This is a genomic window from Mucilaginibacter sp. 14171R-50 (assembly GCF_010093045.1).
Classification (GTDB): domain Bacteria; phylum Bacteroidota; class Bacteroidia; order Sphingobacteriales; family Sphingobacteriaceae; genus Mucilaginibacter.
Map to the genome: position 1 here is coordinate 3,650,993 of NZ_CP048115.1, position 25,693 is coordinate 3,676,685.

26 protein-coding genes and 1 other RNA gene are annotated in these 25,693 nt (G+C 44.3%); 14 read left to right on the forward strand and 13 right to left on the reverse strand.

The window, feature by feature from the left end; translation table 11 throughout:
• Positions 1 to 8: 8 nt before the first annotated feature.
• Positions 9 to 317: a 50S ribosomal protein L21 gene (gene rplU, locus GWR56_RS16595; RefSeq protein WP_162432325.1), complete on the forward strand. Its 309-nt coding sequence runs from the start codon at positions 9 to 11 to the stop codon at positions 315 to 317.
• A 51-nt stretch (positions 318 to 368) separates the two neighbouring features.
• On the forward strand, positions 369 to 803 hold the full coding sequence (rpmA, locus tag GWR56_RS16600; protein WP_162432326.1) for a 50S ribosomal protein L27: 435 nt from the start codon (positions 369 to 371) through the stop codon (positions 801 to 803).
• 246 nt (positions 804 to 1,049) lie between these two features.
• On the opposite strand, the gene GWR56_RS16605 is transcribed toward rpmA, so the two are convergent.
• The 5 genes from GWR56_RS16605 to rnr form a co-directional block, all read right to left on the reverse strand.
• Positions 1,050 to 2,135: a M1 family aminopeptidase gene (locus GWR56_RS16605; protein WP_162432327.1), complete on the reverse strand. Its 1,086-nt coding sequence runs from the start codon at positions 2,133 to 2,135 to the stop codon at positions 1,050 to 1,052.
• A complete protein-coding gene (locus tag GWR56_RS16610) occupies positions 2,047 to 2,667 on the reverse strand; it encodes a M1 family metallopeptidase (protein WP_162432328.1) in 621 nt (206 codons plus the stop codon). Before GWR56_RS16610 ends, GWR56_RS16605 begins: the two co-directional genes overlap by 89 nt.
• A gap of 106 nt (positions 2,668 to 2,773) precedes the next feature.
• Positions 2,774 to 3,181: an energy transducer TonB gene (locus GWR56_RS16615; RefSeq protein WP_162432329.1), complete on the reverse strand. Its 408-nt coding sequence runs from the start codon at positions 3,179 to 3,181 to the stop codon at positions 2,774 to 2,776.
• Between the two features lie 10 nt (positions 3,182 to 3,191).
• Complete coding sequence (locus tag GWR56_RS16620) at positions 3,192 to 4,166, reverse strand: polyprenyl synthetase family protein (RefSeq protein ID WP_162432330.1); 975 nt, start codon at positions 4,164 to 4,166, stop codon at positions 3,192 to 3,194.
• A gap of 81 nt (positions 4,167 to 4,247) precedes the next feature.
• A complete protein-coding gene (rnr, locus tag GWR56_RS16625; RefSeq protein ID WP_162432331.1) occupies positions 4,248 to 6,386 on the reverse strand; it encodes a ribonuclease R in 2,139 nt (712 codons plus the stop codon).
• 218 nt (positions 6,387 to 6,604) lie between these two features.
• Here rnr and GWR56_RS16630 point away from each other — a divergent pair, with 218 nt between their 5' ends.
• From GWR56_RS16630 to GWR56_RS16640, 3 genes are all read left to right on the forward strand, one after another.
• The gene (locus GWR56_RS16630) at positions 6,605 to 7,912 is read left to right on the forward strand and encodes an MFS transporter (RefSeq protein ID WP_162432332.1); all 1,308 of its coding nucleotides are present in this window, start codon (positions 6,605 to 6,607) and stop codon (positions 7,910 to 7,912) included.
• A 28-nt stretch (positions 7,913 to 7,940) separates the two neighbouring features.
• Entirely contained in the window at positions 7,941 to 8,669 is a 729-nt protein-coding gene (locus GWR56_RS16635; RefSeq protein ID WP_162432333.1) for a (Fe-S)-binding protein, read from the forward strand.
• A gap of 210 nt (positions 8,670 to 8,879) precedes the next feature.
• Complete coding sequence (locus tag GWR56_RS16640; protein WP_162432334.1) at positions 8,880 to 9,191, forward strand: hypothetical protein; 312 nt, start codon at positions 8,880 to 8,882, stop codon at positions 9,189 to 9,191.
• A gap of 7 nt (positions 9,192 to 9,198) precedes the next feature.
• On the opposite strand, the gene GWR56_RS16645 is transcribed toward GWR56_RS16640, so the two are convergent.
• Positions 9,199 to 10,599 carry an MBL fold metallo-hydrolase gene (locus GWR56_RS16645; protein ID WP_162432335.1) on the reverse strand — a complete coding sequence of 467 codons (1,401 nt, stop codon included), beginning with the start codon at positions 10,597 to 10,599 and terminating at the stop codon, positions 9,199 to 9,201.
• 370 nt (positions 10,600 to 10,969) lie between these two features.
• Here GWR56_RS16645 and serC point away from each other — a divergent pair, with 370 nt between their 5' ends.
• The 7 genes from serC to rplT all read left to right on the forward strand — a co-directional run bounded on the left by serC (position 10,970) and on the right by rplT (position 17,183).
• Positions 10,970 to 12,037, forward strand: a complete 1,068-nt coding sequence (gene serC / locus GWR56_RS16650; RefSeq protein WP_162432336.1) for a 3-phosphoserine/phosphohydroxythreonine transaminase — start codon at positions 10,970 to 10,972, stop codon at positions 12,035 to 12,037.
• Positions 12,038 to 12,102: 65 nt separating this feature from the next.
• Positions 12,103 to 13,056: a D-2-hydroxyacid dehydrogenase gene (locus GWR56_RS16655; protein WP_202925341.1), complete on the forward strand. Its 954-nt coding sequence runs from the start codon at positions 12,103 to 12,105 to the stop codon at positions 13,054 to 13,056.
• Between the two features lie 90 nt (positions 13,057 to 13,146).
• Positions 13,147 to 13,680, forward strand: coding sequence for a DinB family protein (locus GWR56_RS16660; RefSeq protein ID WP_162432337.1), 534 nt, complete (start codon positions 13,147 to 13,149; stop codon positions 13,678 to 13,680).
• A gap of 238 nt (positions 13,681 to 13,918) precedes the next feature.
• A complete protein-coding gene (gene thrS / locus GWR56_RS16665) occupies positions 13,919 to 15,844 on the forward strand; it encodes a threonine--tRNA ligase (RefSeq protein ID WP_162432338.1) in 1,926 nt (641 codons plus the stop codon).
• A gap of 1 nt (position 15,845) precedes the next feature.
• Positions 15,846 to 16,412 (forward strand): translation initiation factor IF-3, encoded by a 567-nt coding sequence (gene infC, locus GWR56_RS16670; protein WP_162432339.1) that lies wholly within the window; start codon positions 15,846 to 15,848, stop codon positions 16,410 to 16,412.
• A gap of 150 nt (positions 16,413 to 16,562) precedes the next feature.
• Positions 16,563 to 16,763, forward strand: a complete 201-nt coding sequence (rpmI, locus tag GWR56_RS16675) for a 50S ribosomal protein L35 (RefSeq protein ID WP_162432340.1) — start codon at positions 16,563 to 16,565, stop codon at positions 16,761 to 16,763.
• Between the two features lie 75 nt (positions 16,764 to 16,838).
• A complete protein-coding gene (rplT, locus tag GWR56_RS16680; RefSeq protein WP_067059791.1) occupies positions 16,839 to 17,183 on the forward strand; it encodes a 50S ribosomal protein L20 in 345 nt (114 codons plus the stop codon).
• Positions 17,184 to 17,262: 79 nt separating this feature from the next.
• Here the strand turns inward: rplT and GWR56_RS16685 are convergent, their stop codons facing one another.
• Together GWR56_RS16685 and GWR56_RS16690 are read right to left on the reverse strand one after the other, a co-directional pair.
• The gene (locus tag GWR56_RS16685; RefSeq protein ID WP_162432341.1) at positions 17,263 to 19,167 is read right to left on the reverse strand and encodes an OmpA family protein; all 1,905 of its coding nucleotides are present in this window, start codon (positions 19,165 to 19,167) and stop codon (positions 17,263 to 17,265) included.
• 39 nt (positions 19,168 to 19,206) lie between these two features.
• Entirely contained in the window at positions 19,207 to 19,830 is a 624-nt protein-coding gene (locus tag GWR56_RS16690; RefSeq protein WP_162432342.1) for a 7-carboxy-7-deazaguanine synthase QueE, read from the reverse strand.
• Positions 19,831 to 19,983: 153 nt separating this feature from the next.
• On the opposite strand from GWR56_RS16690, the gene GWR56_RS16695 reads away from it, so the two are divergent.
• Complete coding sequence (locus GWR56_RS16695) at positions 19,984 to 20,745, forward strand: hypothetical protein (protein WP_162432343.1); 762 nt, start codon at positions 19,984 to 19,986, stop codon at positions 20,743 to 20,745.
• 211 nt (positions 20,746 to 20,956) lie between these two features.
• On the opposite strand, the gene GWR56_RS16700 is transcribed toward GWR56_RS16695, so the two are convergent.
• Both GWR56_RS16700 and ffs read right to left on the reverse strand, forming a co-directional pair.
• Positions 20,957 to 21,913: a YpdA family putative bacillithiol disulfide reductase gene (locus GWR56_RS16700; RefSeq protein WP_162432344.1), complete on the reverse strand. Its 957-nt coding sequence runs from the start codon at positions 21,911 to 21,913 to the stop codon at positions 20,957 to 20,959.
• 114 nt (positions 21,914 to 22,027) lie between these two features.
• Positions 22,028 to 22,126: signal recognition particle sRNA small type (gene ffs / locus GWR56_RS16705), an RNA gene on the reverse strand.
• Between the two features lie 217 nt (positions 22,127 to 22,343).
• Between ffs and GWR56_RS16710 the strand changes: the two genes are divergently transcribed.
• Positions 22,344 to 23,048 (forward strand): DUF92 domain-containing protein, encoded by a 705-nt coding sequence (locus tag GWR56_RS16710; RefSeq protein WP_162432345.1) that lies wholly within the window; start codon positions 22,344 to 22,346, stop codon positions 23,046 to 23,048.
• 6 nt (positions 23,049 to 23,054) lie between these two features.
• Here GWR56_RS16710 and GWR56_RS16715 read toward each other — a convergent pair whose 3' ends face one another.
• The 3 genes from GWR56_RS16715 to GWR56_RS16725 are packed head-to-tail and all read right to left on the reverse strand — an operon-like array spanning position 23,055 to position 25,645.
• A complete protein-coding gene (locus GWR56_RS16715) occupies positions 23,055 to 24,311 on the reverse strand; it encodes an aspartate kinase (RefSeq protein WP_162432346.1) in 1,257 nt (418 codons plus the stop codon).
• Positions 24,298 to 25,119 (reverse strand): DUF3298 and DUF4163 domain-containing protein, encoded by an 822-nt coding sequence (locus GWR56_RS16720; RefSeq protein WP_162432347.1) that lies wholly within the window; start codon positions 25,117 to 25,119, stop codon positions 24,298 to 24,300. Before GWR56_RS16720 ends, GWR56_RS16715 begins: the two co-directional genes overlap by 14 nt.
• 52 nt (positions 25,120 to 25,171) lie before the next feature.
• Complete coding sequence (locus tag GWR56_RS16725; protein ID WP_162432348.1) at positions 25,172 to 25,645, reverse strand: GNAT family N-acetyltransferase; 474 nt, start codon at positions 25,643 to 25,645, stop codon at positions 25,172 to 25,174.
• Positions 25,646 to 25,693: the final 48 nt, after the last annotated feature.

Sequence of the window (25,693 nt, forward strand, 5' to 3'; positions counted from 1 at the left end):
AATTAACAATGTACGCAATAGTAAGTATAGCCGGACAGCAATTTAAAGTTGCAAAAGACCAGCAGATCTTTGTACACCGCTTACAGGGAGATGAAGGCGCTAGTATTGAATTTGACAATGTGTTGTTAGCAGAAAACGAAGGTAAATTCAAATTAGGCTCTGATTTGAATGGCGCTAAAGTATCAGCTAAGATCGTGTCGCATTTAAAAGGTGATAAAGTAATTATCTTTAAAAAGAAACGCAGAAAAGGTTACCAGAAAAGAAATGGTCACCGTCAGCAATTTACCAAGATCGAGATCACCGGTATAACATTATAATTAAATTTTAACCGACTCGATTTCATCAGGGTCACAAAAAGAAATTAAGAAATGGCACACAAAAAAGGGGCCGGTAGTTCAAGAAACGGCCGCGAATCACATAGCAAACGTTTAGGTATCAAAATTTTCGGTGGTCAGCCAGCTATTGCAGGTAACATCATTGTTCGCCAGCGTGGTACCAAACATAACCCGGGCCTTAACGTAGGTATCGGTAAAGATCATACCTTATTTGCATTAGCTGCAGGCCAGGTTATATTCAAAAAGAAAGCAGATAACCGTTCATACGTTTCTGTTATCCCTTTTGAAACCGCTCCGGTTGCAGAAGATGCAGCACCAAAAGCATCTGCTAAAGCCGAGGCTAAAGCGGTTGAAGCACCTGTTGCAGCGGCAGAAGTAGCTGAAGAAGCTCCTAAAGCTAAAAAAGCGGCAGCGCCAAAAGCAAAGAAAGAAGCAGCACCTGATGCTGAAGAAGTTCCTGCTGAATAATTAAAGCAGTAAGCTCAAAATATAAAAGCCCTTATCAAATGATAAGGGCTTTTTTGGTGGTTGATTTTCCTTCCCCATGTCATTGCGAGGAGCGATAGCGACGTGGCAATCCTCTACATGCATGTAGTCGACTTTTCAATTGAATATTGCCACGCTGCGCTCGCAATGACGGTTGGCTTTATGTTTTAGTAATAAAAATATCGATGGGTTTAAACCCATCGATATGAATAGTTATTATGCCAATATCTACTCCAATATCACCTTTTTGAAATACCAGCCATCGGCATCAATTACCGGGATGGTTTTACTTTCAATTGTAATTCCTTTTTTGGTTAAGGTCATCCGTTTAGTACCCGTATCAGTGGTTACATCTACCGGCAGGTCCATATCGATGTTTAGCAACATGATCAGGTATTTATCACGCGGCCTGGCCTTCACACTTACTTCCAGTTTATTGGTAGTACGTAAATACATATCAAACAATGGTTTAAGCGATTTTCCGTAAGCTTTGCTGAAGTATTGCTCTACATCATCAGTAACATTCTGATGGTCGTAAGTATAATTAGCATCAGTCACAAAACCTTTAATGGTAGGGAAGAAGAGTGTATCGCCCATAACATATTGCAGCGTATGCATAAAGAAACCCCCTTTGGTGTAGATATCGTTGTTATAGGCCGATTCTTCGTCAATATCCTTACCCAACACCAGCGGTTGTTTGTTCTGAATACCAAATGCCGTTTGTTTAAAATGGTTTATGTAGGCTTGCCTGCCTTCAAGATCAAGGTAGGGCAGGGCATCCGAATAAGTATCGATGCCTTCATGTATCCAATAATCGGCCCAATCGCGCGCTGTAACCTTGTTGCCCCACCATTCGTGGCCAAACTCGTGGAACATCAGCCAGTCGAAGTCCTCGCCGCCAACTTTGGTGTACCTGAACTTATTACCATAAGCTACCATGCTTTGGTGTTCCATACCCAGGTGGGGCGTTTCTACCATGCCCAGCTTTTCTTTAGCCCAGGGGTATTCGCCAAAGTATTTTTCTTTAGCATGTGCTGCTTTTATTACCATATCAATAAAATGCGGTGCTTTATCGGCATGGTATTTTAAAACATAAAACTGAACCGGAACTGTATTGCCCGCTACCGACTTATAGCTGCCTTTGGCAACGGTATAATTGCCGGCATTGAATACGATATTGTAATTATTGATACTGTATTTGGTTTGCCAGTGATATGTAGCAGTGTTACCCTTTTTGCTTACCCCTTTCAGCAGCCCCGGCCCGGCAACAACAAGGTTTTTCGGAACTGTTATCAACATTATCAGCGCCTTCATTAGGCTCATCGCTGGGATGGTCTTTACAGGGGTAAAATATTTTGCCGCCTGTGCCTTCGGCGGTTACGGCCAGCCATTGATGGCCGGTTGAATCCTGTGTCCAGGTGAAGCCATCGTCCCAGGGCGGATTTTTGGCAATGCGCGGCCGGCCGGCGTAAACAACCTTTATGCTTGCTTTACCGGCAGGCAGTTGTTTAGCCATGTTAATGGTAATTAATCCATTTTTGTGGTCAAATATCTCCTTTTTGCCGTTTACGGTTATCGCGCTCACATGCAAGGAATCCATCAGGTCGAGCATCAGTACTTTGGTTGGCTGCGCCATGATGACATCTACAATGGTCGAACCGTCAACCGACTTTGTCGCGAAGTTGCAATTTAACGCGATGGTGTAATGGCGAACATCCATAATGGCCTGCTCCGGCTTCAGCTTACCGCCCGATGTTTGTGCTTTTGCGCCAAAGCTTAGAGCAAGCAGGCACAGCGAAGTGAAAATAGTTCTTGAGTTTTTTTTCATCAGATAAGGAATGATCATGCGCTTAAAGATAAGTATGTACGACCTATTTACTTATGATATATTTTGCAAAATTTTACAATTGATTAATCTACTGTACTTATTGGCGACCACATCAAATAATTTCCTATTCTGACGAGGTTTCGATAATTAAAGGCATAGAATATTGCACCCGTATGGTTTTGCCACCCGTTGTTGCGGGGCTCCATTTTGGTGAAGCCGCTGCTATGCGCAACACTTCTTTGTCAATTTCAGTATTATCTGAACTTCTTAAAATCCTGGCGTTTGTAAGTTTACCGTCTACTTCAATAAAAAAAGCTAATATTATTCTCCTTAAAGGTTTATCTATTTTAGGATGTTTTATGTTTTTAGAAAAATATTTTAAAAGGGCTGCTTCTCCTCCCGGAAATTGCGGATCGTTAACAAAAACACAATTAGTTATAGTAGAAGATAAGGTGCTATCCTTTTTTTGTGATTGAGAAAATGACCTGTCTGCTGCGAATAACAACGATACGAGAATCCAAAACGCTTTCATTTATGACATTCTAATATTCCCTCATCAGCAACCCATCTGCAAAAGCGCGAAGGTATTGTTTACCTTCTTCCGGCAGGTTTATCTGTTCAAGCGCTTCAAAGGCTTGTGTAGCCTGTTCCTGCATTTCGTTTTCGGCATACTGGCGGATATTTACGTTATCATAGATAGCGGTTACAGCAGCCACTTTCTCTTCGGGGTTAAACTGTGTGAAGGTTATCCACCGGGTTAATTCTTCCGCGTCAGTACCTTTAGTTAATTCCAGCGCCTTTATCAGCAGGTATGTTTTTTTATTGGAAATAATATCGCCGCCAACCTGCTTTCCAAACTTTTCGGGGTCGCCGTAAACGTCCAAAATATCATCCTGCAGCTGGAAGGCTATGCCCAGGTGCTCGCCAAAATTGCACAGCAGGTCGGCATCTTTAATATCAGCATTGCCAATAAGCGCGCCTATTTTTAAGGCACCACCCAGCACCACAGCTGTTTTAAGGCGAATCATGCGCAAATACTCCTCGATATTGATGTTATTACTGGTCTCAAAGGTCATATCCCACTGCTGGCCTTCGCATACACCGGCTGCTGTTTCATTAAAAATATCCAGGATCGTACGGAGTTTATCATCAGGTACCTGCATCATCAGTTCGTAGCCCTTTATGAGCATTACATCGCCAGATAATATAGCCACATTGTTGTTCCACTTTTCGTGAACGGTGGTTTTACCGCGCCTTTTTGGCGCGTTGTCCATAATATCATCGTGCATCAGCGTAAAGTTATGAAACACCTCTATCGCAAGCGCCGGGGGTATTGCAGCCTCCACATTCCCCCCAAACAAATCGCAGGCCATCAGCAGCAGGGCAGGGCGCATACGCTTGCCGCCCAAAGCAAGTATATATTTAATAGGTTCGTATAATTCTGCCGGGTGTTCAGGAAATTTCAGTTCAGACAAGGAGCGTGCGATCAAGGACTGCAGATCTTCAAGTTTTCTCATGTTTGTGGGGGCGAAGTGCGTAGAGTAAGGAGCGAAGCGTTTTAACCGCACCTCGCACCAACCTCCCGGCACTCGTAAGATTTAATTATTTACTAATGAAAAGTCTATCTGTTTTTTGGTCAGGTCAACGTTTTTTACCCTAATTTGCACCTCATCGCCAAGCTGGTAAACTTTCTTTTTACGCTGGCCGATAATGGCGTAATTTTTCTCGTCTAAAGTATAGAAATCATCGCTTATATCGCGCAGGCGTATCATACCTTCACATTTGTTATCAACTATTTCTACGTACATACCCCATTCGGTAACACCCGAAATGATACCGGAAAATACATTCCCAACCTGGTCTTTAAGATATTCGGCCTGTTTATATTTAACTGACGACCGTTCTGCATCTGCTGCTTTTTTCTCCATCTGCGAGCTATGCTTACACAATTCTTCGTAATGCTCGGCATTGGCGCTTTGGCCGCCGGTAAGGTAATGTTGCAATAACCGGTGCACCATTACATCCGGGTAGCGGCGTATGGGCGACGTAAAGTGTGTGTAATGGTCGAACGCCAAACCGTAATGGCTGCTGCTTTTCGTGGTGTAAATTGCTTTAGCCATTGAGCGTATTGCCAGTTGAGTAAGTACGTTCTGCTCTTTTTTACCTTCTACATCTTCCATTAAAAAGTTAAGGGAGCGGGCGGTTTCCTTGTCAGATTTTGTATTTATCCGGTAGCCAAACCTTGCTGCAAACTGCGCGAAGTTTGCAAGTGCATCGGGCTTGGGCGTATCATGCACGCGGTAAACAAAGGTGTATTTATGCTTGCCTTTGCCCATTTTGCTTACATGTTCGGCAACCTTACGGTTTGCCAGCAGCATAAAATCTTCAATCAGCTTATGTGCGTCTTTCCGTTCCTTTACATAAACACCAATAGGCTTGCCTGTTTCATCCAGCTTAAATTTAACCTCGGTAGTTTCAAAGCTAATGGCGCCCGCCTTAAACTTTCGTTCGCGCAGCTTGTGGGCAAGTGCGTTTAACTTTTCTATTTCTTCAATATAATCGCCGGTTTTGGTCTCAATAACCTCTTGCACTTCTTCATAAGTAAAGCGCCTGTCAGAATGGATAACCGTTTTGCCAAACCATTGGTCAATAACGTTGGCATTATTATCTAATTCAAAAACTGCCGCAAAGCAAAGCTTGTCTTCTTTTGGGCGAAGCGAGCAAAGACCATTGGATAATCTTTCGGGCAGCATGGGGATAACCCTGTCTACCAGGTACACTGATGTGCCGCGCTCATAAGCTTCCTTATCCAAAGCCGAATCGGGGATGATATAGTGCGATACGTCGGCAATATGCACGCCAACCTCGTAGTTGCCGTTATCCAGCTTTTTAAAGGATAGCGCATCATCAAAATCCTTGGCATCAAAAGGGTCGATGGTGAACGTCAGCACATCTCTGAAATCCCGGCGACCGGCAATTTCATCGGCAGTAATATCGCTTGATATCGCTTCGGCTTCGCGTTCAACCTCGGCAGGGAAGGATAGGGGGAAGCCATATTCGGCCAGTATGGCGTTCATCTCGGTATCGTTCTCGCCCTGTTCGCCCAGTACATATTTAATACGGCCAACCGGGTTTTTAGCGCCTGCCGGCCAATCGGTGATCTCGGCTACCGCCTTTATGCCGTTCTTCGCACCGTTCAGTTCGCTCAGCGGGATAAAAATATCATGCATCATCTTCCTGTCGTCTGCCAGGAAAAACGCGTAATGTTCTGATAAACGCACAACACCCGTAAATTCCATTTTATGGCGATGCAATATTTCTATTACCTCGCCTTCTTTACGCTTACCACGGCTTTTGGCATATACGTAAACCTTTACACGATCGCCGTTTAAGGCGTTACGCAGTTTACGGGGGGCAACGTAAATATCACTTTCAAATTCATCGTCGGTAACAATAAATGCCGAACCGTCGTTTGTCAGGTCAACCTTACCCTCGATAAAGGTTTTCAGCTCAAGCAGCTGAAATTTACCGGGAGATATTTCTTTAAGTACACCTTTAAAGGCTTCATCTTTCAAAATATCAAGAATAACGCCGCGGGCGTCAGGGTCACGTACGTTTAATTTGGCTGAAACTTGTTTATGGTTTAACGGCGTATTACCGTTTTGTTCAAATATATCGAGCACCATTTGCGTGAGCACCTGGTTTATAGAAGATTTATTTTTTTTATTTTTTGACATGTACAGATGTTTGTTGCTAAGGTACGAAATGGTACTTGTTTTATAGGAAAACCATTGTCAAACAATTTGATTACAGGTAATAGTTATGTAAAAATAGCTGGTTTTAGGCATTTCTGCGGAAGAAGGTATCAACGTACATCTTATCGCTTTGGCAGCATTTGCCGCCCTTGTTTAAGTATTTTTCTTAAACTCTAAAAATTGCATACATTTAGTGTGCAATGGAAGCAAAAAACAACCCTAAAACCATCCGCGCCTGGGCCATGTTCGATTGGGCCAACTCGGCGTATAACCTGGTCATCACAACCACCGTTTTCCCTACATATTATGTAATTATAACCGAAAACGCAGCTAACGGCAACCGGGTAAACTTTTTTGGTCATAGTTTTATAAACACAGCGCTTACCAATTATGCCCTGGCTGCAGCCTATATGGTTATGGTGCTTTTATTACCTATACTAAGCTCGATAGCCGATTATCGTGGCAACAAAAAAGTATTTATGCAATTTTTTACGCTGCTGGGTTCTTTAGCTTGTTGCGGTTTGTTCTTTTTTAACGCGCAGCGTATAGAGTGGGGGGTAATTTGTTTTGCACTGGCTGCCATTGGCTACGCCGGCGGATTTGTGTTTTATAACTCGTACCTCCCCGAAATTGCAACGCTTGATATGCAGGACAAGGTGAGCGCCAAAGGTTTTACTTACGGCTACATAGGCAGTGTGCTGTTGCAGCTTGTTTGCTTTGCCTTTGTATTAAGTCCCGGCACATTCGGTATAACAGATAAGGCACTTCCGGCACAAATTTCCTTTCTTTTAGTAGGTTTATGGTGGATAGGGTTCGCTTCCATTCCTTTTTCGGTACTGCCCAAGGGAAGCCCTAATGCGCTTACCCATCAGCATAACATTATTAAAGGCGGTTTTATCGAGCTGGGAAAGGTGTGGGTGAAGATAAAGAGTATGCCTTTGTTAAAACGGTATTTGCCGTCGTTCTTTTTTTACTCGATGGGCGTGCAAACCATTATGCTGGTTGCCACGGCGTTTGCCGCTAAAGAGCTTCATATGAAAACGCCGGAATTGATCGCTATCATCCTCATTATTCAGATCGTGGCTATTGGTGGGGCTACACTAATGTCGCGCCTGTCAGACAAGTTTGGCAATGTAAGGGTATTAATATTTGTAGTATTTATGTGGATAGGCATTTGTATAGCAGCTTACTTTACCACTACATCAACCCAATTTTACATTATCGCGGTGATAGTAGGCCTGGTTATGGGTGGTATCCAGTCGCTTTCGCGGTCAACCTACTCCAAGTTTTTACCGCAGGACATCCCAGATACCGCCTCGTTCTTCAGCTTTTACGATGTTACCGAAAAACTGGCTATTGTGGGCGGTTTGTTCAGCTTTGGTTTTATTGAAGAGTTAACCGGCGATATGCGCAACTCTACTTTGGTTTTGGGCTTATTCTTTGTTATAGGGCTGCTATTGTTGTTTTCTTTATTAACAACAGAACGGAAAGTTCAAAAAAATTCATGACTTTAGCGCCGTTAATTTTAATGTACAGATGACAATTGAATTATTTGTCCCGTGTTTTATAGATCAGTTGTACCCCGATACCGCTTTTAATACTGTAAAAGTGCTTGAAAAAGCTGGCTGTACTGTTAATTATAACCCCGAGCAAACTTGTTGTGGCCAGCCGGCATTTAATGCCGGTTTCTGGGATGAAGCCAAAACCGTAGGCAGTAAATTCCTGAACGATTTTCATGAAGACAGCGTTATTGTATCGCCCTCAGCATCGTGCACGGGTATGGTACGCAATTATTATAACGACCTGTTTACCAATACCACATCGCATAATAAGTGCCGCAATATCCAAAGCAATATTTATGAACTGAGTGATTTTTTGGTGAACATATTACAGGTAGATTATTTCGGCGCCGAACTGGACGGCCGTGCGGTTTACCACGATAGCTGCGCCGGCCTGCGCGAATGCAAAATCAAAGACGAGCCCCGCCAACTGCTATCGAAAGTATTGGGCCTGGAAATGGTGGATTTAAAAGATAATGAAACCTGCTGCGGCTTTGGCGGCACATTTTCGGTTAAGTTTGATGCCATCGCCACAGCTATGGCGCAGCAAAAGGTTGATAACGCACTTGCCGCAAAAGCTGACTATATCATCTCTACAGACGCGTCGTGCCTGCTGCATCTGCAAGGGTATATCGATAAAAACAACCTGCCCATTAAAACTATCCACATAGCCGATGTGCTGGCGCATGGGTGGGGGAACGTGTGATTTGAATTTAGCCGATCGCTACCCGTTGTTGCGTGCGATGGTGTGGCATCATCTACAGGCATGCAGCCCCTTCGCTCTCGAGGATTGCGTCCGTAAGCCGCAATGAAGGGCGGAAACAATTTGCCGCAATTTACCCGCTAAGCTGTCCTAATTTGCCTCACAACGTAATGTTGCATTGGCTAAATTTGATCTGATAAATCAAAGCACTTTATGAAAGCATTACGGGTACACTACACCACCACCACGGCATTTGCACCGATAAACCAGGCCAACATCGCCGGCATCGTCAAAGAATTAAAAGAGCTGAACCATCCCGGCATTAAGTACAGCACATGGCTGCTGCCCGATGGCAAAACGTTTATGCACTTTGACCAGTTTGAAAACGAGGAGGCGCATAATATATTAACGTCCTTACAATCCTTCAAAAAATTTGACGAGGAGCTTTGGGCCAGCGGGCTGGAAGCGGAGCCTGTATTAGAGCACATTACATTGGTAGCTGCTACGGACGATTTTTATAAATAAAATAATATTACAACTCGTATGCTACACCCTTCTCGGGGATAGTTACTTTATAACCATCCTGTTCCAATGCATCGGCCATGGCCTGCATACTGCTTGCCTCGCCGTGCACCAAGTAGACGCCTTTTAGCTGATGGGGGTCCTGGCCTTTAATGTTATTGATAAGGTCTTCATGATCGCCGTGGGCGCTTAAAACGTCCGTTTGTTTAATGGTGGCGTAAACGGCTAGGTCACGGTCCTTGATATGTACTATAGCGTCACCGCGAAGCAGGCGGTAACCCAGCGTGCCTTTTGCGCAATAGCCTATAAACAGAATAGTACAATAGTAATTTTGGATATTATAGAACAGGTGGTCCTGAATACGTCCGCCTTCCAGCATCCCTGCTGATGAAATGATAATGCACGGCTCGTAATAATTTGATACCTGCCTGCTGTCCTTTAAGGTCTCCACATAGGTAAGATTCTCAAAATCGAATTCGTCACCTTGTTTATTGTAAAATTCCTGCGCTTCGGGGTTTACCAGGCTGTGGTGTTTACGGTATAAACCGGTGGCGCGCGCAGCCATTGGGCTATCCACAAAAACGGGAATCCTGGGCAGCAAACCATTATTAAATATCTTATTTAACGCGAACACCAACGATTGTGTTCGGCCGATACTGAACGCCGGGATAATCAATCGCCCTTGCTCTGCAACACAAACCTTTTCGATGGTTTCAATCAGCGTTTCCTGTACAGATTTACCTTTGGTGTGCATCCTGCCGCCGTAGGTAGATTCCGACACGATATAATCTACCTGCGGCAGGGGGTCGGGGTCGTTTAGTACCGGGTAATTTTTACGACCTATATCACCGGTAAATGCAATGGATTTTTCTACCCCTTCATCGTTTATTTTTAAAACGGCGGCGGCAGCGCCAAGCAGGTGACCCGCCGGTATAAATGTAAGTTCGATATCGCCGGTTATACGGAAAGGTTTATTGAAGCCGATTGTGACAAAACGATCTACAGTATCCATTACATGCTTTTGCAGGTAAAGCGGCTGCGGGCCGCCGCCGCTGTGTTTATGCCTGCGCCGTTTACGGCCATTGCTTTTTTCCGATTTAGCTAAGAATATATTTACCGAGTCTATCAATAACAGTTCGGTCAAATCGGCAGTAGGCGGGGTGCAAAGTATCTGCCCGTTAAAGCCCATGCGCACCAGCGTGGGCAGGTTGCCCGAGTGGTCGATATGGGCGTGGGTAAGGATAACCACATCTATTTCTTCGGGACGAAAGCCAAAGTCTTCGTTAACTTGTATGTTATGGTCTTTCTCGTAGTCAAGGCCGCAGTCTATCAGTATCTTATATTGGCCCGCCTGCAGCAAATGCATGCTGCCGGTTACCTGGCGCGCGGCGCCGTGTATGGTTAGTTTCATTTAAGTAGTTCGCAGTTGGCACCTGTATAAGCTGCCACATGCAATTATAAGGATTTTAACTCAATTATGTAATGGTTTACGGGACATTGATGTTCGTCGTGTGACCACTGTGATCAAACATTAAAATCTGATAATCAGGTAATTATAATCTACCATATCGTAATTGTCTACTTACTACATTTACTGTATACGCCTGACAACCAAAATTTTATATGCTTTGCAGGCAGTGCGCCGATAATGAGGACTTGTTAAAAAAACTCTTTTTTATAAAATTGTAAAAATACTCTATAAAATTTGTCGAATTTATTAACTTCGGCCTTTCTCAGTACAAAGTTGATAATTAGTTATAAGTCAAATATAGTTCAACATTATGAAACATAATTTCGGTGCCGGCCCCGGCATATTACCACAAGAAGTTTTAAAACAGGCTGCTGCGGCAGTAATTGATTTTAACGGAACCGGTCTTTCCCTGCTCGAGATCTCGCACCGATCACCGGAGTTTGAAGCCGTATTAAACGAAGCTGTAAGCCTCGTAAAGGAACTTTTCAACCTTCCGGAAGGATATTCTGTTTTGTTTTTACAAGGGGGTGCAAGTACACAGTTTGCATTAGCGCCCTACAACCTGTTACCTGAAGGCGGTAAGGCCGCTTACCTGGAAACCGGTGTATGGGCTAACAAGGCCGTTAAAGAAGCTAAATTTTTCGGCGATACAGAGGTGGTTGCTACATCAAAGGAAAGTAACTTTACTTATATCCCCACAAATTATAAAATACCCGAAGATGCGGCGTACTTTCACGTAACATCAAACAACACCATTTATGGTACGCAAATGCATCGTTTCCCCAAATCGCCAATACCGGTGGTTTGCGATATGTCGTCAGATATATTCAGCCGTACAATAAACGTTGCCGACTTTGGCTTGATATATGCCGGTGCTCAGAAAAATATGGGCCCTGCGGGTGTTACACTGGTAATTGTTAAAGATGACCTGCTGGGTAAAACCGGCCGTAAAATACCGGCCATGTTTAATTACCAGGTGCAGATTGAAGGGGGATCGATGTATAACACACCACCTTGTTTTGCTATATACGTATCTATGCTTACTCTTAAGTGGTTAAAAGCAAAGGGCGGCGTTTCGGCTATCGAGGTAGAGAACAACGAGAAGGCAAAGGTACTTTACGAGGAAATTGACCGTAACCCGTTTTTTAAGGCTGTTGCCGCCCCCGAAGACCGTTCGCGCATGAACGTTTGTTTTGTTGCCGAAAACCCCGAGCACGAAAAGCCTTTCCTGAAACTATGCGAAGAAAAAGGCATAGTAGGGTTAAAGGGCCACAGGAGCGTAGGCGGTTTCCGTGCTTCAATATACAACGCGTTGCCAATAACCAGCGTTTATGTACTGATTGATGCCATGCGCGAATTTGCAGATAAAAATAAGTAATCATCAGGGGTAGGAGATCAGACAATCCTGATCTGTAATCTCCTGCCTCTAATCTCTAAAATATCATGATCAAAATATTAGCTAACGACGGTATCGACCCGATTGGAAAAAAAATGTTGGAAGATGCCGGATTTTTTGTAGAAACCAATAATATCCCTCAGGATGAATTGCCCGTACGTTTACAGGAGTTTGATGCCATAACCGTGCGTAGCGCTACCAAAGTGCGCGCAGCTTTAATTGATGCTTGTCCAAACCTTAAGCTTATTGGCCGCGGTGGGGTAGGTGTTGATAATATTGATGTAGACTACGCGAAGCAAAAAGGCATTGGCGTGTACAATACGCCGGCTTCATCTTCATTATCAGTTGCCGAACTGGTTTTCGCGCAGCTTTTTACAGGCGTACGTTTTCTGCACGATAGCAACCGCAAAATGCCGGTTGAAGGTGGCACTAAATTCAACGACCTGAAAAAAGCCTATGCCAAGGGTGTTGAACTGCGCGGTAAAACATTGGGTATTGTTGGCTTTGGCCGCATCGGTCGCGAAGTTGCAAAAATCGCGATAGGGGTAGGTATGGATGTGATTGCTTACGACCTGCACCCTTTTAACCCGGAAGTTGAGATTGTTTTAGGTACGGGCGGCACAAAAGTCAATGTAACTGTTAAAACTTCAACGCTCGACGAGATCATCAAAACAGCCGATTTTATAACCCTGCATACACCATTTATTGACAAAGCCCTGATTGGTGCCGAAGAACTTGCGCAAATGAAAAAGGGTGTTAAACTCATCAATATTTCGCGCGGCGGGTTAATTGACGAACTGGCGTTGATAGAAGCTTTAAATAGCGGGCAGGTATCATATGCGGCTTTGGATGTGTTTGATAACGAGCCGACGCCTCGTGCCGAGATCCTGGCCCATCCTAAAATTTCACTAACCCCGCACATCGGCGCCGCTACAAACGAGGCCCAGGAGCGTATAGGTGTTGAACTGGCCAGCCTGATCATAGGCCACTTTAATAAGTAGATCGTTATCCTGAGTTGATCAAAGGATCAAAAGCCCTTGCCGAAAAGCAAGGGCTTTTTTGTTAAATTTACTTTTGCAAAAAGTAAGCTCATGAGAATAATCCTGCCACCCAAGCCAGGTGATTACCCGCCATATGCTACCATGTATATGAAGCTGATACCAACAGATGGCTTAATACTAAAGTATCTTCAAAATAACTTTTACCGGGTAAAAGAATTGATCTATTCGCTATCCGAAGAGCGTTTGCTTCACCGTTACGCTCCGGGCAAATGGAGTATCAAAGAGGTGCTGGTGCACATTATTGATGATGAAAGAATATTTGCTTATCGTGCGCTGCGCTTTGCGCGTAACGAGCAGCAAAACCTGATAGGCTTTGACCAGGATAGCTATGCCAGATACTCTGGCGCGGATAAGCGGGACCTGGACAATATTTTTGACGAATACGAGGCTGTACGTAAAGCCACCATAGCCTTATTCAACGGCCTGCCCGAAGAAGCCTTCGACAGGATGGGGCACGGCACAGGTACCGCTAATGATGCTACCGTAAGGGCATTGGCCTACCACATAGCCGGCCACGAAATGCACCATTATAACTTGATAAGAAGTAAGTATTTGACGATATAGCCTGAGCACGTCATTGCGAGGTACGAAGCAATCCTTGACATGCTTATCGCCGACTTTTCTATCGAAGTTTGCGCGCTGCGATAAATACAAAGCATTCCATTTCTGCATTAGCAGGGCTTATTTAAACATTTACTTTCGCTGTATAAATAAAATCCTATTTTTGCGATAAGTTCAAATCACGTTAGTATGTGATTCGTTATAATTCACTTATTTATTAAAATTTAAATCATAGTTGTAGATGATTAGTATTACTCTTCCTGATGGTTCCGTTCGTCAGTACGACAAAGGGATCACTTCCATGCAGATAGCGCTGTCTATCTCCGAAGGTTTAGCACGTAATGTATTGGCAGCCGAAGTAAACGGCGAGGTTTGGGATGCAAGTCGCCCCATTGAAGAAGATTCAGCCGTTAAATTGTTAACCTGGAACGACGCAAAAGGAAAATCAACCTATTGGCATTCATCAGCCCACTTACTGGCCGAGGCATTAGAGGCGCTTTACCCGGGTACCAAATTTGGTATAGGCCCGGCTATTGAAACAGGCTTTTATTACGATGTTGATTTTGGCGACCACGCGTTCTCATCAGATGACTTTAAAAAGATCGAGGACAAGATGGTGGAGCTGGCTAAAACCAAAAGCGAATACATTCGCAAACCGGTTAGCAAAGCCGATGCCATTGAATATTTTACCGACAAAGGGGATGAGTATAAACTCGACCTGATCAAAGACCTGCCCGACGGCAGCATAACTTTTTACACCCAGGGAAATTTTACCGACCTGTGCCGCGGGCCGCACATCCCTAACACCGGCGCTATCAAAGCTGTAAAGCTGATGAGTGTTGCGGGTGCCTACTGGCGCGGCGACGAAAGCCGCAAGCAGCTTACGCGTATCTATGGGGTTACGTTTCCGAAAGCAAGCGAATTGACCGACTACCTGCATGTGATAGAGGAAGCCAAAAAGCGCGACCATCGCAAACTGGGTAAAGAGCTTGAACTTTTTGCTTTTAGCGAAAAAGTGGGTATGGGCTTGCCGTTATGGCTGCCTAAAGGTGCTGCCCTGCGCGAGCGCCTGACAAACTTTTTGCAAAAAGCACAGGTAAAAGCCGGTTATGAGCAGGTAATCACACCGCATATCGGGCATAAAAACCTGTATGTAACATCGGGGCATTATGATAAGTACGGTGCGGATTCTTTCCAGCCGATAAAAACCCCGCAGGAGGGAGAAGAATTCTTTTTAAAGCCGATGAACTGCCCTCACCACTGCGAAATATATAAAACAAAGCCACGGTCTTACAAAGACCTGCCTGTTCGCTTGGCAGAGTTTGGTACTGTTTACCGGTACGAACAAAGCGGCGAGCTTCATGGCTTAACCCGGGTACGAGGCTTTACACAGGACGATGCGCACTTATTTTGTCGCCCCGACCAGGTAAAAGATGAGTTTAAAAAGGTAATAGACCTGGTATTGTATGTATTCGGCGCTTTGGGCTTTGATAACTACATTGCACAGGTATCGCTGCGCGACCCCAATAACAAAGCTAAATACATCGGTACCGACGAGAATTGGGCGCTGGCCGAATCATCAATTATCGAGGCTGCCGAAGAAAAAGGATTGCCAACCGTAGTGGAGTACGGTGAGGCGGCTTTCTACGGCCCTAAGCTTGATTTTATGGTGAAGGATGCTTTAGGCAGAAAATGGCAATTGGGAACTATCCAGGTGGATTATAACCTGCCGGAGCGTTTCGAACTGGAATACACTGGCGCCGACAACCAAAAACATCGCCCGGTAATGATACACAGGGCGCCGTTTGGCTCGCTCGAACGCTTTGTTGCAGTATTGATAGAGCATTGCGCGGGTAATTTCCCGTTATGGTTATCGCCCGAGCAATTTATTATTTTGCCGATCTCCGAAAAATATGAAGATTATGCAAAAAAACTTTCAGATGAGTTAAAAGATTCCGATATTTGCGGGCTGATTGACTTTAGAGATGAAAAAATAGGTCGTAAAATACGCGACGCTGAAGTTAAAAAGATCCCATATATGCTCATTGTAGGCGAAAAGGAAGCTTCCGAAGGGTTAGTTTCGGTTCGCAGGCATGGTACAGGCGATTTGGGAAGCATGAGCATTGAAGATTTTAAAAAACAAATAATTACAGAAATAACAGTATAACTTGGCTTTAAACAAACCTTTCAACAGAGGACCCAGGCTTCCATTTAAGAAAAAAGAGGCTGAACATAATATCAACCAGTTTATAAGGGCACAAGAAGTGCGCCTTGTTGGCGATAACGTGGAACAAGGCGTTTACTCATTAAGAGATGCTTTGGCTATTGCCCAGGAGCAGGAACTTGACCTGGTTGAAATATCTCCGAACGCAGTACCTCCCGTTTGTAAAGTAACAGATTATAACAAATTTGTTTACGAACAAAAGAAGAAGCTTAAAGAGATAAAGAGCAACGCCAAGCAAACCGTTATTAAGGAGATCCGTTTCGGACCGAATACTGATGACCATGACTTTGAATTTAAATTAAAGCATGCTCAAAAGTTTTTAGAATCAGGCGAAAAGGTAAGGGCTTACGTACACTTTAAAGGCCGGGCAATTGTTTACAAAGAACAAGGCGAGATATTATTACTGCGTTTTGCGCAGGCCCTTGAAGATTTAGGTAAAGTAGAGCAATTGCCAAAACTTGAAGGAAAGAGGATGTTTTTAACGGTTGCTTCAAAAGCGCAAAAAAAGTAGATATGAGATGTTAGATATGAGATTTGAGACTTGTCTTGAACTCAGCTAACAAATTGAATAGTAAAAACCGGGAAATGAAGTATGCCGGTGTGGGAGTAGTATCTCACATCTCGTATCTCAAATCTCACATCTAAATAAATAAATAGAGTTATGCCAAAAATGAAAACCAATTCCAGTGCAAAAAAGCGTTTTAAGCTTACTGGAACCGGTAAAATTGCCAGAAAGAATGCTTTCAAAAGCCACATCTTAACCAAGATGTCGACAAAACGCAAGCGTAACCTTAGTCACACAAGTTTGGTTTCAAACGCTGACATGGGTAACGTTAAACGTATGCTTTGCATAGGCAAGTAATTAAACAAATTTTTAACCAGGTATTAGAGTCAAAAAGCTTCCGAGAGGGACACTCACTACCAAAAAACAAACAAAATGCCACGTTCAGTTAACGCAGTAGCGTCCAGAAGACGCAGGAAAAGAATCATGAACCTCGCCAAAGGTTATTGGGGTTCACGCAGCAAGGTTTACACCGTTGCTAAAAACACAGTTGAAAAAGGTTTACAATACGCATACCGCGACCGTAAAACCAAGAAAAGAGAATTCAGGGCATTATGGATACAACGTATCAACGCAGGTGCCCGCCAACACGGTATTTCTTACTCACAATTAATAGGTAAGTTAGCCGCTAAAGAAATCGGTTTAAATCGTAAAGTTTTAGCTGATCTGGCTATGAACCACCCTGATGCTTTCAAAGCGATCATCGACGCTGTAAAATAAGTAATATACGCCCGGAAACGGGACTTATAATAAAATCCCGATAGCTGAAAAGGTATCGGGATTTTTATTTATATACCTATTATTTGGCAATGATCATGAACTCGGTCCGCCGGTTCAACGCGCGGTTTTCGTCGGATGTGTTTGGCGCGATGGGCTGCGCTTCGCCGTACCCTTTGTATACCAGGCGGGTTGCTAAAATGCCATTTGCCGACAAATATTGATATACCGAATTCGCCCTTTTTTCTGATAGCGCTATGTTAGTTTCAGTGTTACCTACATCATCCGTATATCCCGATATTTCGATCTTAACAGCGGGGTTGAGCTGTAAAAATTCTATCAATTTTTGAAGTTCGGCTTTCGATTCGGCTCTTAATTCAAACTTATTGGTATCAAAAAATATATTCCTTAATACCACTTTATTACCCACCTCAATGGGCGCTAGCAATACGGAAAGGTTAAATGCCTTTTTATCTTTAAGCCCTATCAGCGAAAAGTTATCCGAATAAAACAAATATCCTTCGCGTGATATGTTTAAGCCATAATTTTTACCGGCCGAGAGAGTGGCCAGGAACTCCCCGGCATCTGTTGAACTGTAGTCCTGGTACACAGGAATATTCTTTTGCAGGTCGATGATCTCAACGGCTGCTTCCAACGGTTGTTTGGTCTTTTTATCCGCGACGGTGCCTTTCACATAAGTTACAATGTTAGGCCGCAGGTTAGGCGGCAATTCAAACGTGTAAATATCATAACCGCCAAAGCCCTTCAAATTATTTGACGAAAAAAAGGCGAATGAGCCGTTTGCTGTAAGCGTTAAACCATTTTCATCCCCGCTTGAGTTGATAGGATAGCCCAGGTTCTCGGGCTTTTGCCATTTACCGTCTTTCCCAAGGCGACTTACAAAAAGGTCTTTGCCTCCCATACCCGGCCACCCATTGCTGCAAAAGTAAAATGTACTGTCGTCGGGATGTATAAACGGCGATTGCTCGTCATATGTCGTATTGATCTGCGGGCCCATATTTTCAGGTTCGCTCCAGCCTTTATCGCTCAGCGTCGACTTCCAGATATCGTAACCACCATACCCGCCTTTACGGTTACTTACAAAATACAAGGTACGCCCGTCAGCGCTGATTGAGGGCTGCGCTTCCCAGCCCGAGGTATTAACGGGGGCGCTCAGGCTAAACGGCTTTGCCCAATCGTTGCCTTTTTTTTGCGCGATATAAATGTCACACCGGCCCAAACCATCAGGCCTGTTGCAACCGGTAAAAAAAAGGTACTTGCCATCCTGCGAGATAGACTGCGCACCTTCGTTATATGCCGAAGTATTAATTATATTGCTCAGGTAACCAGCCTTTTGCCAGTTATTATTTAATTTAACGCTTTTATAAAAATCTTCATTATTATCAATCTTACGGGTAAATATCAGTGTACTTTCGTCCGCCGTGGCAACAGGTAAATATTCGTCGGCAGCGGTGTTTATCTCGGGGCCCATGTTTACAGGTACAAAACTAACCGGTTGTTTTAAGGCCTTTATGCTAAACTTGCAATCGGCTATCAGCTTTTGCGCATAAGCTATATTTTGTGGGGTAATATTGGGGTAGGTAAGGTATTTTTCCAGGTGATGCAAGGCCGGCTCGTACATGGCAGCAGTAAGTTCGCAATCGCCTAATTTTAAATAAACCGCACGGTTGTACTCCGGGTCAAGTTCAATAACTTTCTGGAAATGCGTTATTGCTGGTTTATAAATACGCCTCATGCGTAAAACATCGGCTAATTGCGCGTGGGCCTCAACAAATTTTGAGTCTGCTTTTACAGCCTGCTCTAACTGGCTTATCGCTTCGTCATACAAATGCTCGTCAAGGCTTTGGTTGGCCAGGGCGAATTGTTTGATAGCTTCTCTGTCGGTAGTAGAGTATTGCCTTTGCTGGCCAAATGCGTTTGCATAAAGCGCTAATAACAGTATATACAGAAACCAGGTTTTGCGCATTAGTAACTGATACGATAATCAATACACTAAGTTACATTATTAAGGGATATTTAGGTACTTATGCGTTTGCAGAGATATTTCCCATTGTGGGTTAGCCATTACATAGTCTACAATAAGTGGGGTCATTTCGGCGTGCTTAGACCACTCGGGCTGCAGGTAAAGCTTGCAGTTTGGGCCCACCAGCTTAGCATTATGCTCGGCAAACGCAAAATCTGATTTATTGAAGATGATAACCTTCAACTCGTTCGCTTTATCTGCCACCACCTGCATTGGCGCTTTAAATTTTTTTGGCGAAAGGCATATCCAGTCCCAACTGCCCGAAAGTGGGTAGGCGCCGGATGTTTCGATAAAAGTTTTGATGCCTTTATGCTGCAGGTTTTGGGTAAGATAATCAAGATTATATATTAAAGGCTCGCCGCCGGTAACTACCACCGCTTTCGATGGAAAGGTTGAGGCGTTCTCAATAATAGCATCCGCAAGGGTAAGCGGATGCAGTTCGGCATCCCAGCTTTCTTTAACATCGCACCAGTGACAGCCTACATCGCAGCCCCCAAGGCGGATAAAATATGCGGCTTTGCCTGTATTGTATCCCTCTCCCTGTATCGTATAAAACGCTTCCATTAAAGGAAGCAGTGTGCCATCTTCCGGAACCTGGTGTGCCATAATAGGGCGCAAAAATAAGGTTAATGCAGAAAGCACAAAGCTAAAAGCTTTTTTATTTACAGTAATATGTCTTTTTGTTAAACATTTGTAGCCCAGCTATTTTTGATATATATTTAACTGATATTTAAGCTTTGCCCCCTTACCAGTTGCTTTATGAAAAAAATCTGCCTTCCGTTAATGCTGCTCGGTATGCTATGCCTCAGCTCGTGCGTAGATATTGAGGAACGTTACGATTTTAAACCCAGCGGCGCCTGTAATGTAGTTTATGGCTTTGATATGAGTAAAGCCGTATCGGTATTAATGAACCTGATGACCGACTCTGTACGCGAAACACCTCAATTTGGTATGGTAAAAGATACCACGCTCAATTTTTACAGCGCCCTGCCCGATAGTATTTCGCAAAAGATGAACGCCGAAGAAATGAAAATGGCGCAAGGCAGTGAGCTTGCCGTTAAAATGGACCTGAAAAATAATATAATGAAGGTAAGCATCAAGCACGAGGCTAAAAACGCTGCCGACCTGCGGTATTACCTACAGCACCTGAGCAGTATATCTATGAACAGCCAGCTAAACAACGTTACTAATAATGATAAGGTAAAAGCTTTTGATACGCAGCCGCTTATTACCGGTCAAAGCTATTACAACTATGAGATAACCGACCATAAATTTTATCGCGTAATTGACAAGGATAAGTTTAATGCTTTCCTGAAAAAGGCCGGTTCTAAATTTGCTATGGCCAAGGCTATGCTGATAGATATGCCGTATAAAGTGATCCTAAACTTTGCCAGGCCGGTGAAAAAAGTCAATAATTCAAAGGCTGTACTATCTGCCGACAGAAGGCAGGTTACGCTTATAACCAGTATGGATGAGGTGATGAAGAACCCCGCGCTGATGAACCTGAAAATAGATTTTTGATTGCTTTTCGAGTCGATAACACGATGTAGCGTCGTTTCGGCTACGCAGTTATAAGGGATGACAGGGTTACTGTGCAACTAACTACCGGGAAAAGATTTCCGTGAATCATCCGAAATGACAGGATGGTGAAATAAATAATGTCATATAAACCCTTCCTGCACTTTCCACGAGAACGAAACGCGCAGGGCCGTCGTTTTACACGTTTGGCAACTTACCGCTTCCTTACAATATCCCCGATGATCATATCGGCATGGATGCGCGAGTTTTCTATGAACCAAAGGTGTGTATCTAACCCGCCGCAAACCACACCGGCAAGGTAAAGGCCGGGCTGGTTGGTTTCCATTGTTTCGGGGTTATAGGTGGGTATAAATTTATCTTTGGTTAATGTAATGCCCAGTTTAGACAAAAAGTCGAAGTTGGGCTTATAGCCCGTCATCGCCATCACAAAATCATTAGGGACGGTTATCTTGCCATCGGGCGTATCAATATCCACTTCGGTTTGGCGTATGGCCGCCAGGTTCGAGTTAAAGTACGCCTTTATGCTGCCTTCTTTTATCCGGTTGAGTATATCGGGCCGTACCCAGTACTTCACACGTTTGCTGATCTCGTCGCCCCGTACTACCAAAGTAACTTCGGCACCTTTGCGGTAGGTCTCTAAGGCCACATCAATAGCCGAATTGCTGCTGCCCACCACCACCACTTTTTGCAGGGTATAGTAATGCGGGTCCTGGTAATAATGTTTTACTTTGGGCAGGTTTTCGCCGGGGATATCGAGGTTCACCGCTATATCGTAAAAGCCCGTACTCAGGATAACCTTTTTAGCCAGATAAGTGCGTTTTGAACTGGTTACCTCATAACCGCCATCAACAGGCTTTACGGCGGTTACCTCCTCAAATAAATTCAGCGGCAGTTTATTGGATAGCGCAACCCTGCGATAATATTCAAGCGCGTCGGCGCGGGTAGGTTTATTGTTTACGGTAACAAAAGGTACGCCGCCGATCTCCAGTTTTTCGGACGTAGAGAAGAACGTCATCGTAGAGGGGTAGTTGTACAACGAGTTTACGAGGCAGCCTTTCTCCACAATAATAAAGCTTAAACCTGCTTTTTGCGCTGCCAGGCCGCATGCCAGGCCAATAGGGCCGCCGCCAATGATCAATATATCCAGCATGCTGCTAAGATAGGCAGTTATGCGCAAGAAAATATCGAATAATGAATGCTGAATGTCAAATTTTGAAGGAGCGCTGTTCAAAAGGGAAGCGAACAGAAAATCGTGAAAACAAAAATGGGATAAGCTACTTTTATCGCGCCGCTCAACTCTCTACCCTTGCTGCGTTCCCACCCTGGGGGAGTTCAAGAGGAGCTGGCCGTAAAAGACTTATCCCGGCGCAAAGATAGAAAAAGGATGGATTTTAGGTTAACAAATTATTAAAAAACGAAATTAGCATGGATAAGCATTGATTATCAAAGGGATAACTTATTATAAGTCCGCCTGCCGCCTACCGTTATAACGCCCCTGCGACTATTACTGCATCCGTAATTAAAGCTTTTGCCCAGCTTTTTGTTAAAGGGCACCAAAAAAGTTATATGTTTGGCATACCATGCTTTGGGCCACTGTTATTTATTTAATTGTGCTTTTCGGCGCTGCTTATGCCAGCTATAAAACCGGCAAACTCACGTCCGGCGGCGCGGTTATGGGTATTATCGTGGCCATATCGATATACCTGGGCACCGGCCTTAAGGGCATTGCTATGCTGGCCGCGTTTTTTATATCGGCTACTATTGCAACATCTCACAGCAAGGGCAAAAAACCGGCAGGCAGTAACACCCACCAGGAAAAGCGCGATGCAACGCAGGTATTGGCCAACGGAGGTTTGCCGGCACTGATAGGTTTGGTCGCGTTTATAGTCCCCGGGAACGGTTTATTAGCAGCGGTGTTAACGGCAGCAGCGTTTGCCTCGGCGACGGCCGATACCTTATCATCAGAGCTGGGCACGGTTTACGGGAAACGCTTTTATAATATCATAAACTTCCGCGCTGATGAAAATGGCAGGGACGGGGTGATCAGCCTGGAGGGGACACTAATAGGTATAGCAGGCTCCGTAGTTATTGCGGCGCTGTTTGCCGCAAGCTTTGGGTTAAACAGCACGTTCCTTTATATCATTATAGCTGGTACTGCAGGCAATCTCGCCGACTCCGTTTTAGGCGCCACGCTCGAAAAAAAGAGGCTAATGAACAATAATGAGGTAAATTTTATAAATACAGTTACGGCAGCAGTGATATGCTGTTTACTGATATATTTATAACTATTATTACTTCAACACCACCTGGGCGGTGTTCCTGCTGGTTTGTTTCATCAGCACTGCTTTACCTGTGGTAAGTTCTTCAACAGCGGTCATGGTGTAATGCCGCAAGGTTATCAGCGTAAGTTCGCTATTGTATTTTACTTTAAAAGCCGCCTTTAAAGCATGCAGCAGTTTCTCAAAGCGTTCGGCGCTAAAATCTATACAGGCGGTAAAGCTCAAAGCCGATGTTTGCATCATATTTACCTTTACGTGATGCCGGGCAAACAAACCGAATATTTCGCTTAAGTGACTTTCTGATATAAACGAATAATCATTAGCCGATATAGATAGCAGCACCTGGTTTTGCTTTACAATGATAACCGGCTTTTCAAACTTATTTACCGCGCCTTCCTTTATCACGGTGCCGGGGGCGTCCGGGTGGGTAAAAGGTTTAACCAATAAAGGTATGTTAGCGTTTTGCAGCGGTTTTATAGTTTTTGGGTGGATGACACTCGCGCCGTAATAGGTCATTTCAATGGCTTCCTGATAACTCAACTCGTCAAACTTGATGGTATCTGCAAAAAACTTCGGGTCGGCGTTTAAAATGCCCGGTACATCCTTCCAGGTAGTTACCGATTCGGCCCCCAGGCATGCCGCAAATATCGATGCCGTATAGTCCGATCCTTCGCGGCCCAACGTTGTCGTAAAATTTTCGGATGTGCCGCCCAGGAAGCCCTGTGTTACCACGATGCCGTTATTTAACAGCGCGGGTATATCCTTCCGGATGCTCGCACGGGTCTTATCCCAATCTACAACGCCTTCGCGGTAAGTGTTATCGGTATGGATGTACCCTCGTACATCAAGCCATTTACTGCTAATGCCGGTATGGTTAAGCCAGGCGTTAACCATGCGGGTGGATACCAGTTCGCCGATAGAAACGATCTGGTCGTAGATAAAGTCGTAATCGTCGTGCGGCTCGTCCTCTATCATCCAGTCTATCTCCACAAAAGTGTTGGCGATCTCGTCAAATACCGGGTGGCCTTCGCCAAATAGCTCGTGCGCAATATGGTAATGGTACTCCTTTATCTCGTCGAATATCTGGTGCAGGTCTTCGGTGCCGTTAAAATAAGCATCGGTAAGCTTTTCGAGCGCATTGGTTGTTTTACCCATGGCTGATACCACAATCAGCAGCTGACGGCCGCTATAATTGCTTACTACGTTTCCCAGATTGATAACACCCTGCGCATCTTTAACTGATGCGCCGCCAAACTTAAATACCAGCATTTTCGTGTATATATTGTGAAGCCACAGACTGCGGCCGCATTAATTTTTTTATTTGCGAATAGGGCAGTATCAACTCGGTTTGGCCGGCTGCATAAGGCTTAATTTCGTACTGATTGTAAACAAAACGGATGCCGAGCGGCGTAATGGAATAGTTTTCGTTCAGCGCGAATTTGTTGTCTTTAAAAAAGTAATCGCGCGCCAGCGAAGAAGTGTCTGATAGCTTTTCGTCCTTTCTGAATATCTTTTCGGCAATCTTCGTCAGTTCGGGTTGATAGCCGCTTATCATAATATCGTCCAGGGTAACGTTTTTATCGGTTTTGCCATCCCAGTTAATAAAGCCGGTAAAGCTTGCCCCGTGGGCGCCACCCTGAAAGGTATAACCGCCATATTCCAGCGTAACCAGCGCCGAATCCTGGCCAATTACTTTGGCATATGTATCCAGTGTAAAGAACATCTGTGTTCGCGGGTCATCCTTTTTAAAGGTCGTGTACGACTTCAGGAAGTTGGCAGCCAGCGCATTCAGGCTGGTATCGGCCTTTTCGCCAAGCATAAAAATGTTTAGCAGCTTGTGCTTTATGGTATCGTTCAGCACACGCTTATCTTTAAACTGCGGATAGCTTATTTTCACTACTGTGCAACTGCTATCGGGCTTATTACCGCAATCGGCAGCCCGTTCATGTATAGTTTGATAAGCATAGGCAAGGGTGTCTCTAAAAACACCATTAGGGTCTTTTTTAGCCGGTGTGCCCCATTCGCATGAACTTAAGCCCAAAACAATTAAAAGCAGGAGTGACGTTACTCTCATCATTATATGTTTAGTGATCAATGATTGTCGATTTTCATCTGCATATCTGCAAATCTTATAAATTGGCTATCTGCTCTTTAGATAGCGACGCGTTTAACCAACCGGCCTCAATAGCCGCGCCATATTTTTTATAGAAGGTAATGGCCGGCTCGTTCCAGTCAAGCACCTGCCATACCATACCGCTGTAACCCAGTTCGCGCGTTTCCCGGAATAACCTGTCAAACAATATTTTACCAATTCCACGGCCGCGGTATTCTTCGGTCACTATCAGGTCTTCCAGGTACAGGCGGCTGCCTTTCCAGGTAGAATAACGCACGTAGTACAGGGCAAACCCCACAATTTTACCATCAGTTTCGGCAACAAAAGCCTTCCAAACAGGTTTGCTGCCAAAGCCGGCATCTTCAAATTCTTCAAGGGTAACGGTTACTTCATCCGGCGCGCGCTCAAATAAAGCCAGTTCGTTAACCAGTTCCATCAATCGCGGGCAATCTTGCTTTTGGGCAATGCGTATACTAAAATTATTTGTCATCGAGTCATTAGGTCATTGAGTCATTACTCAATATTTATTTATTAAAAC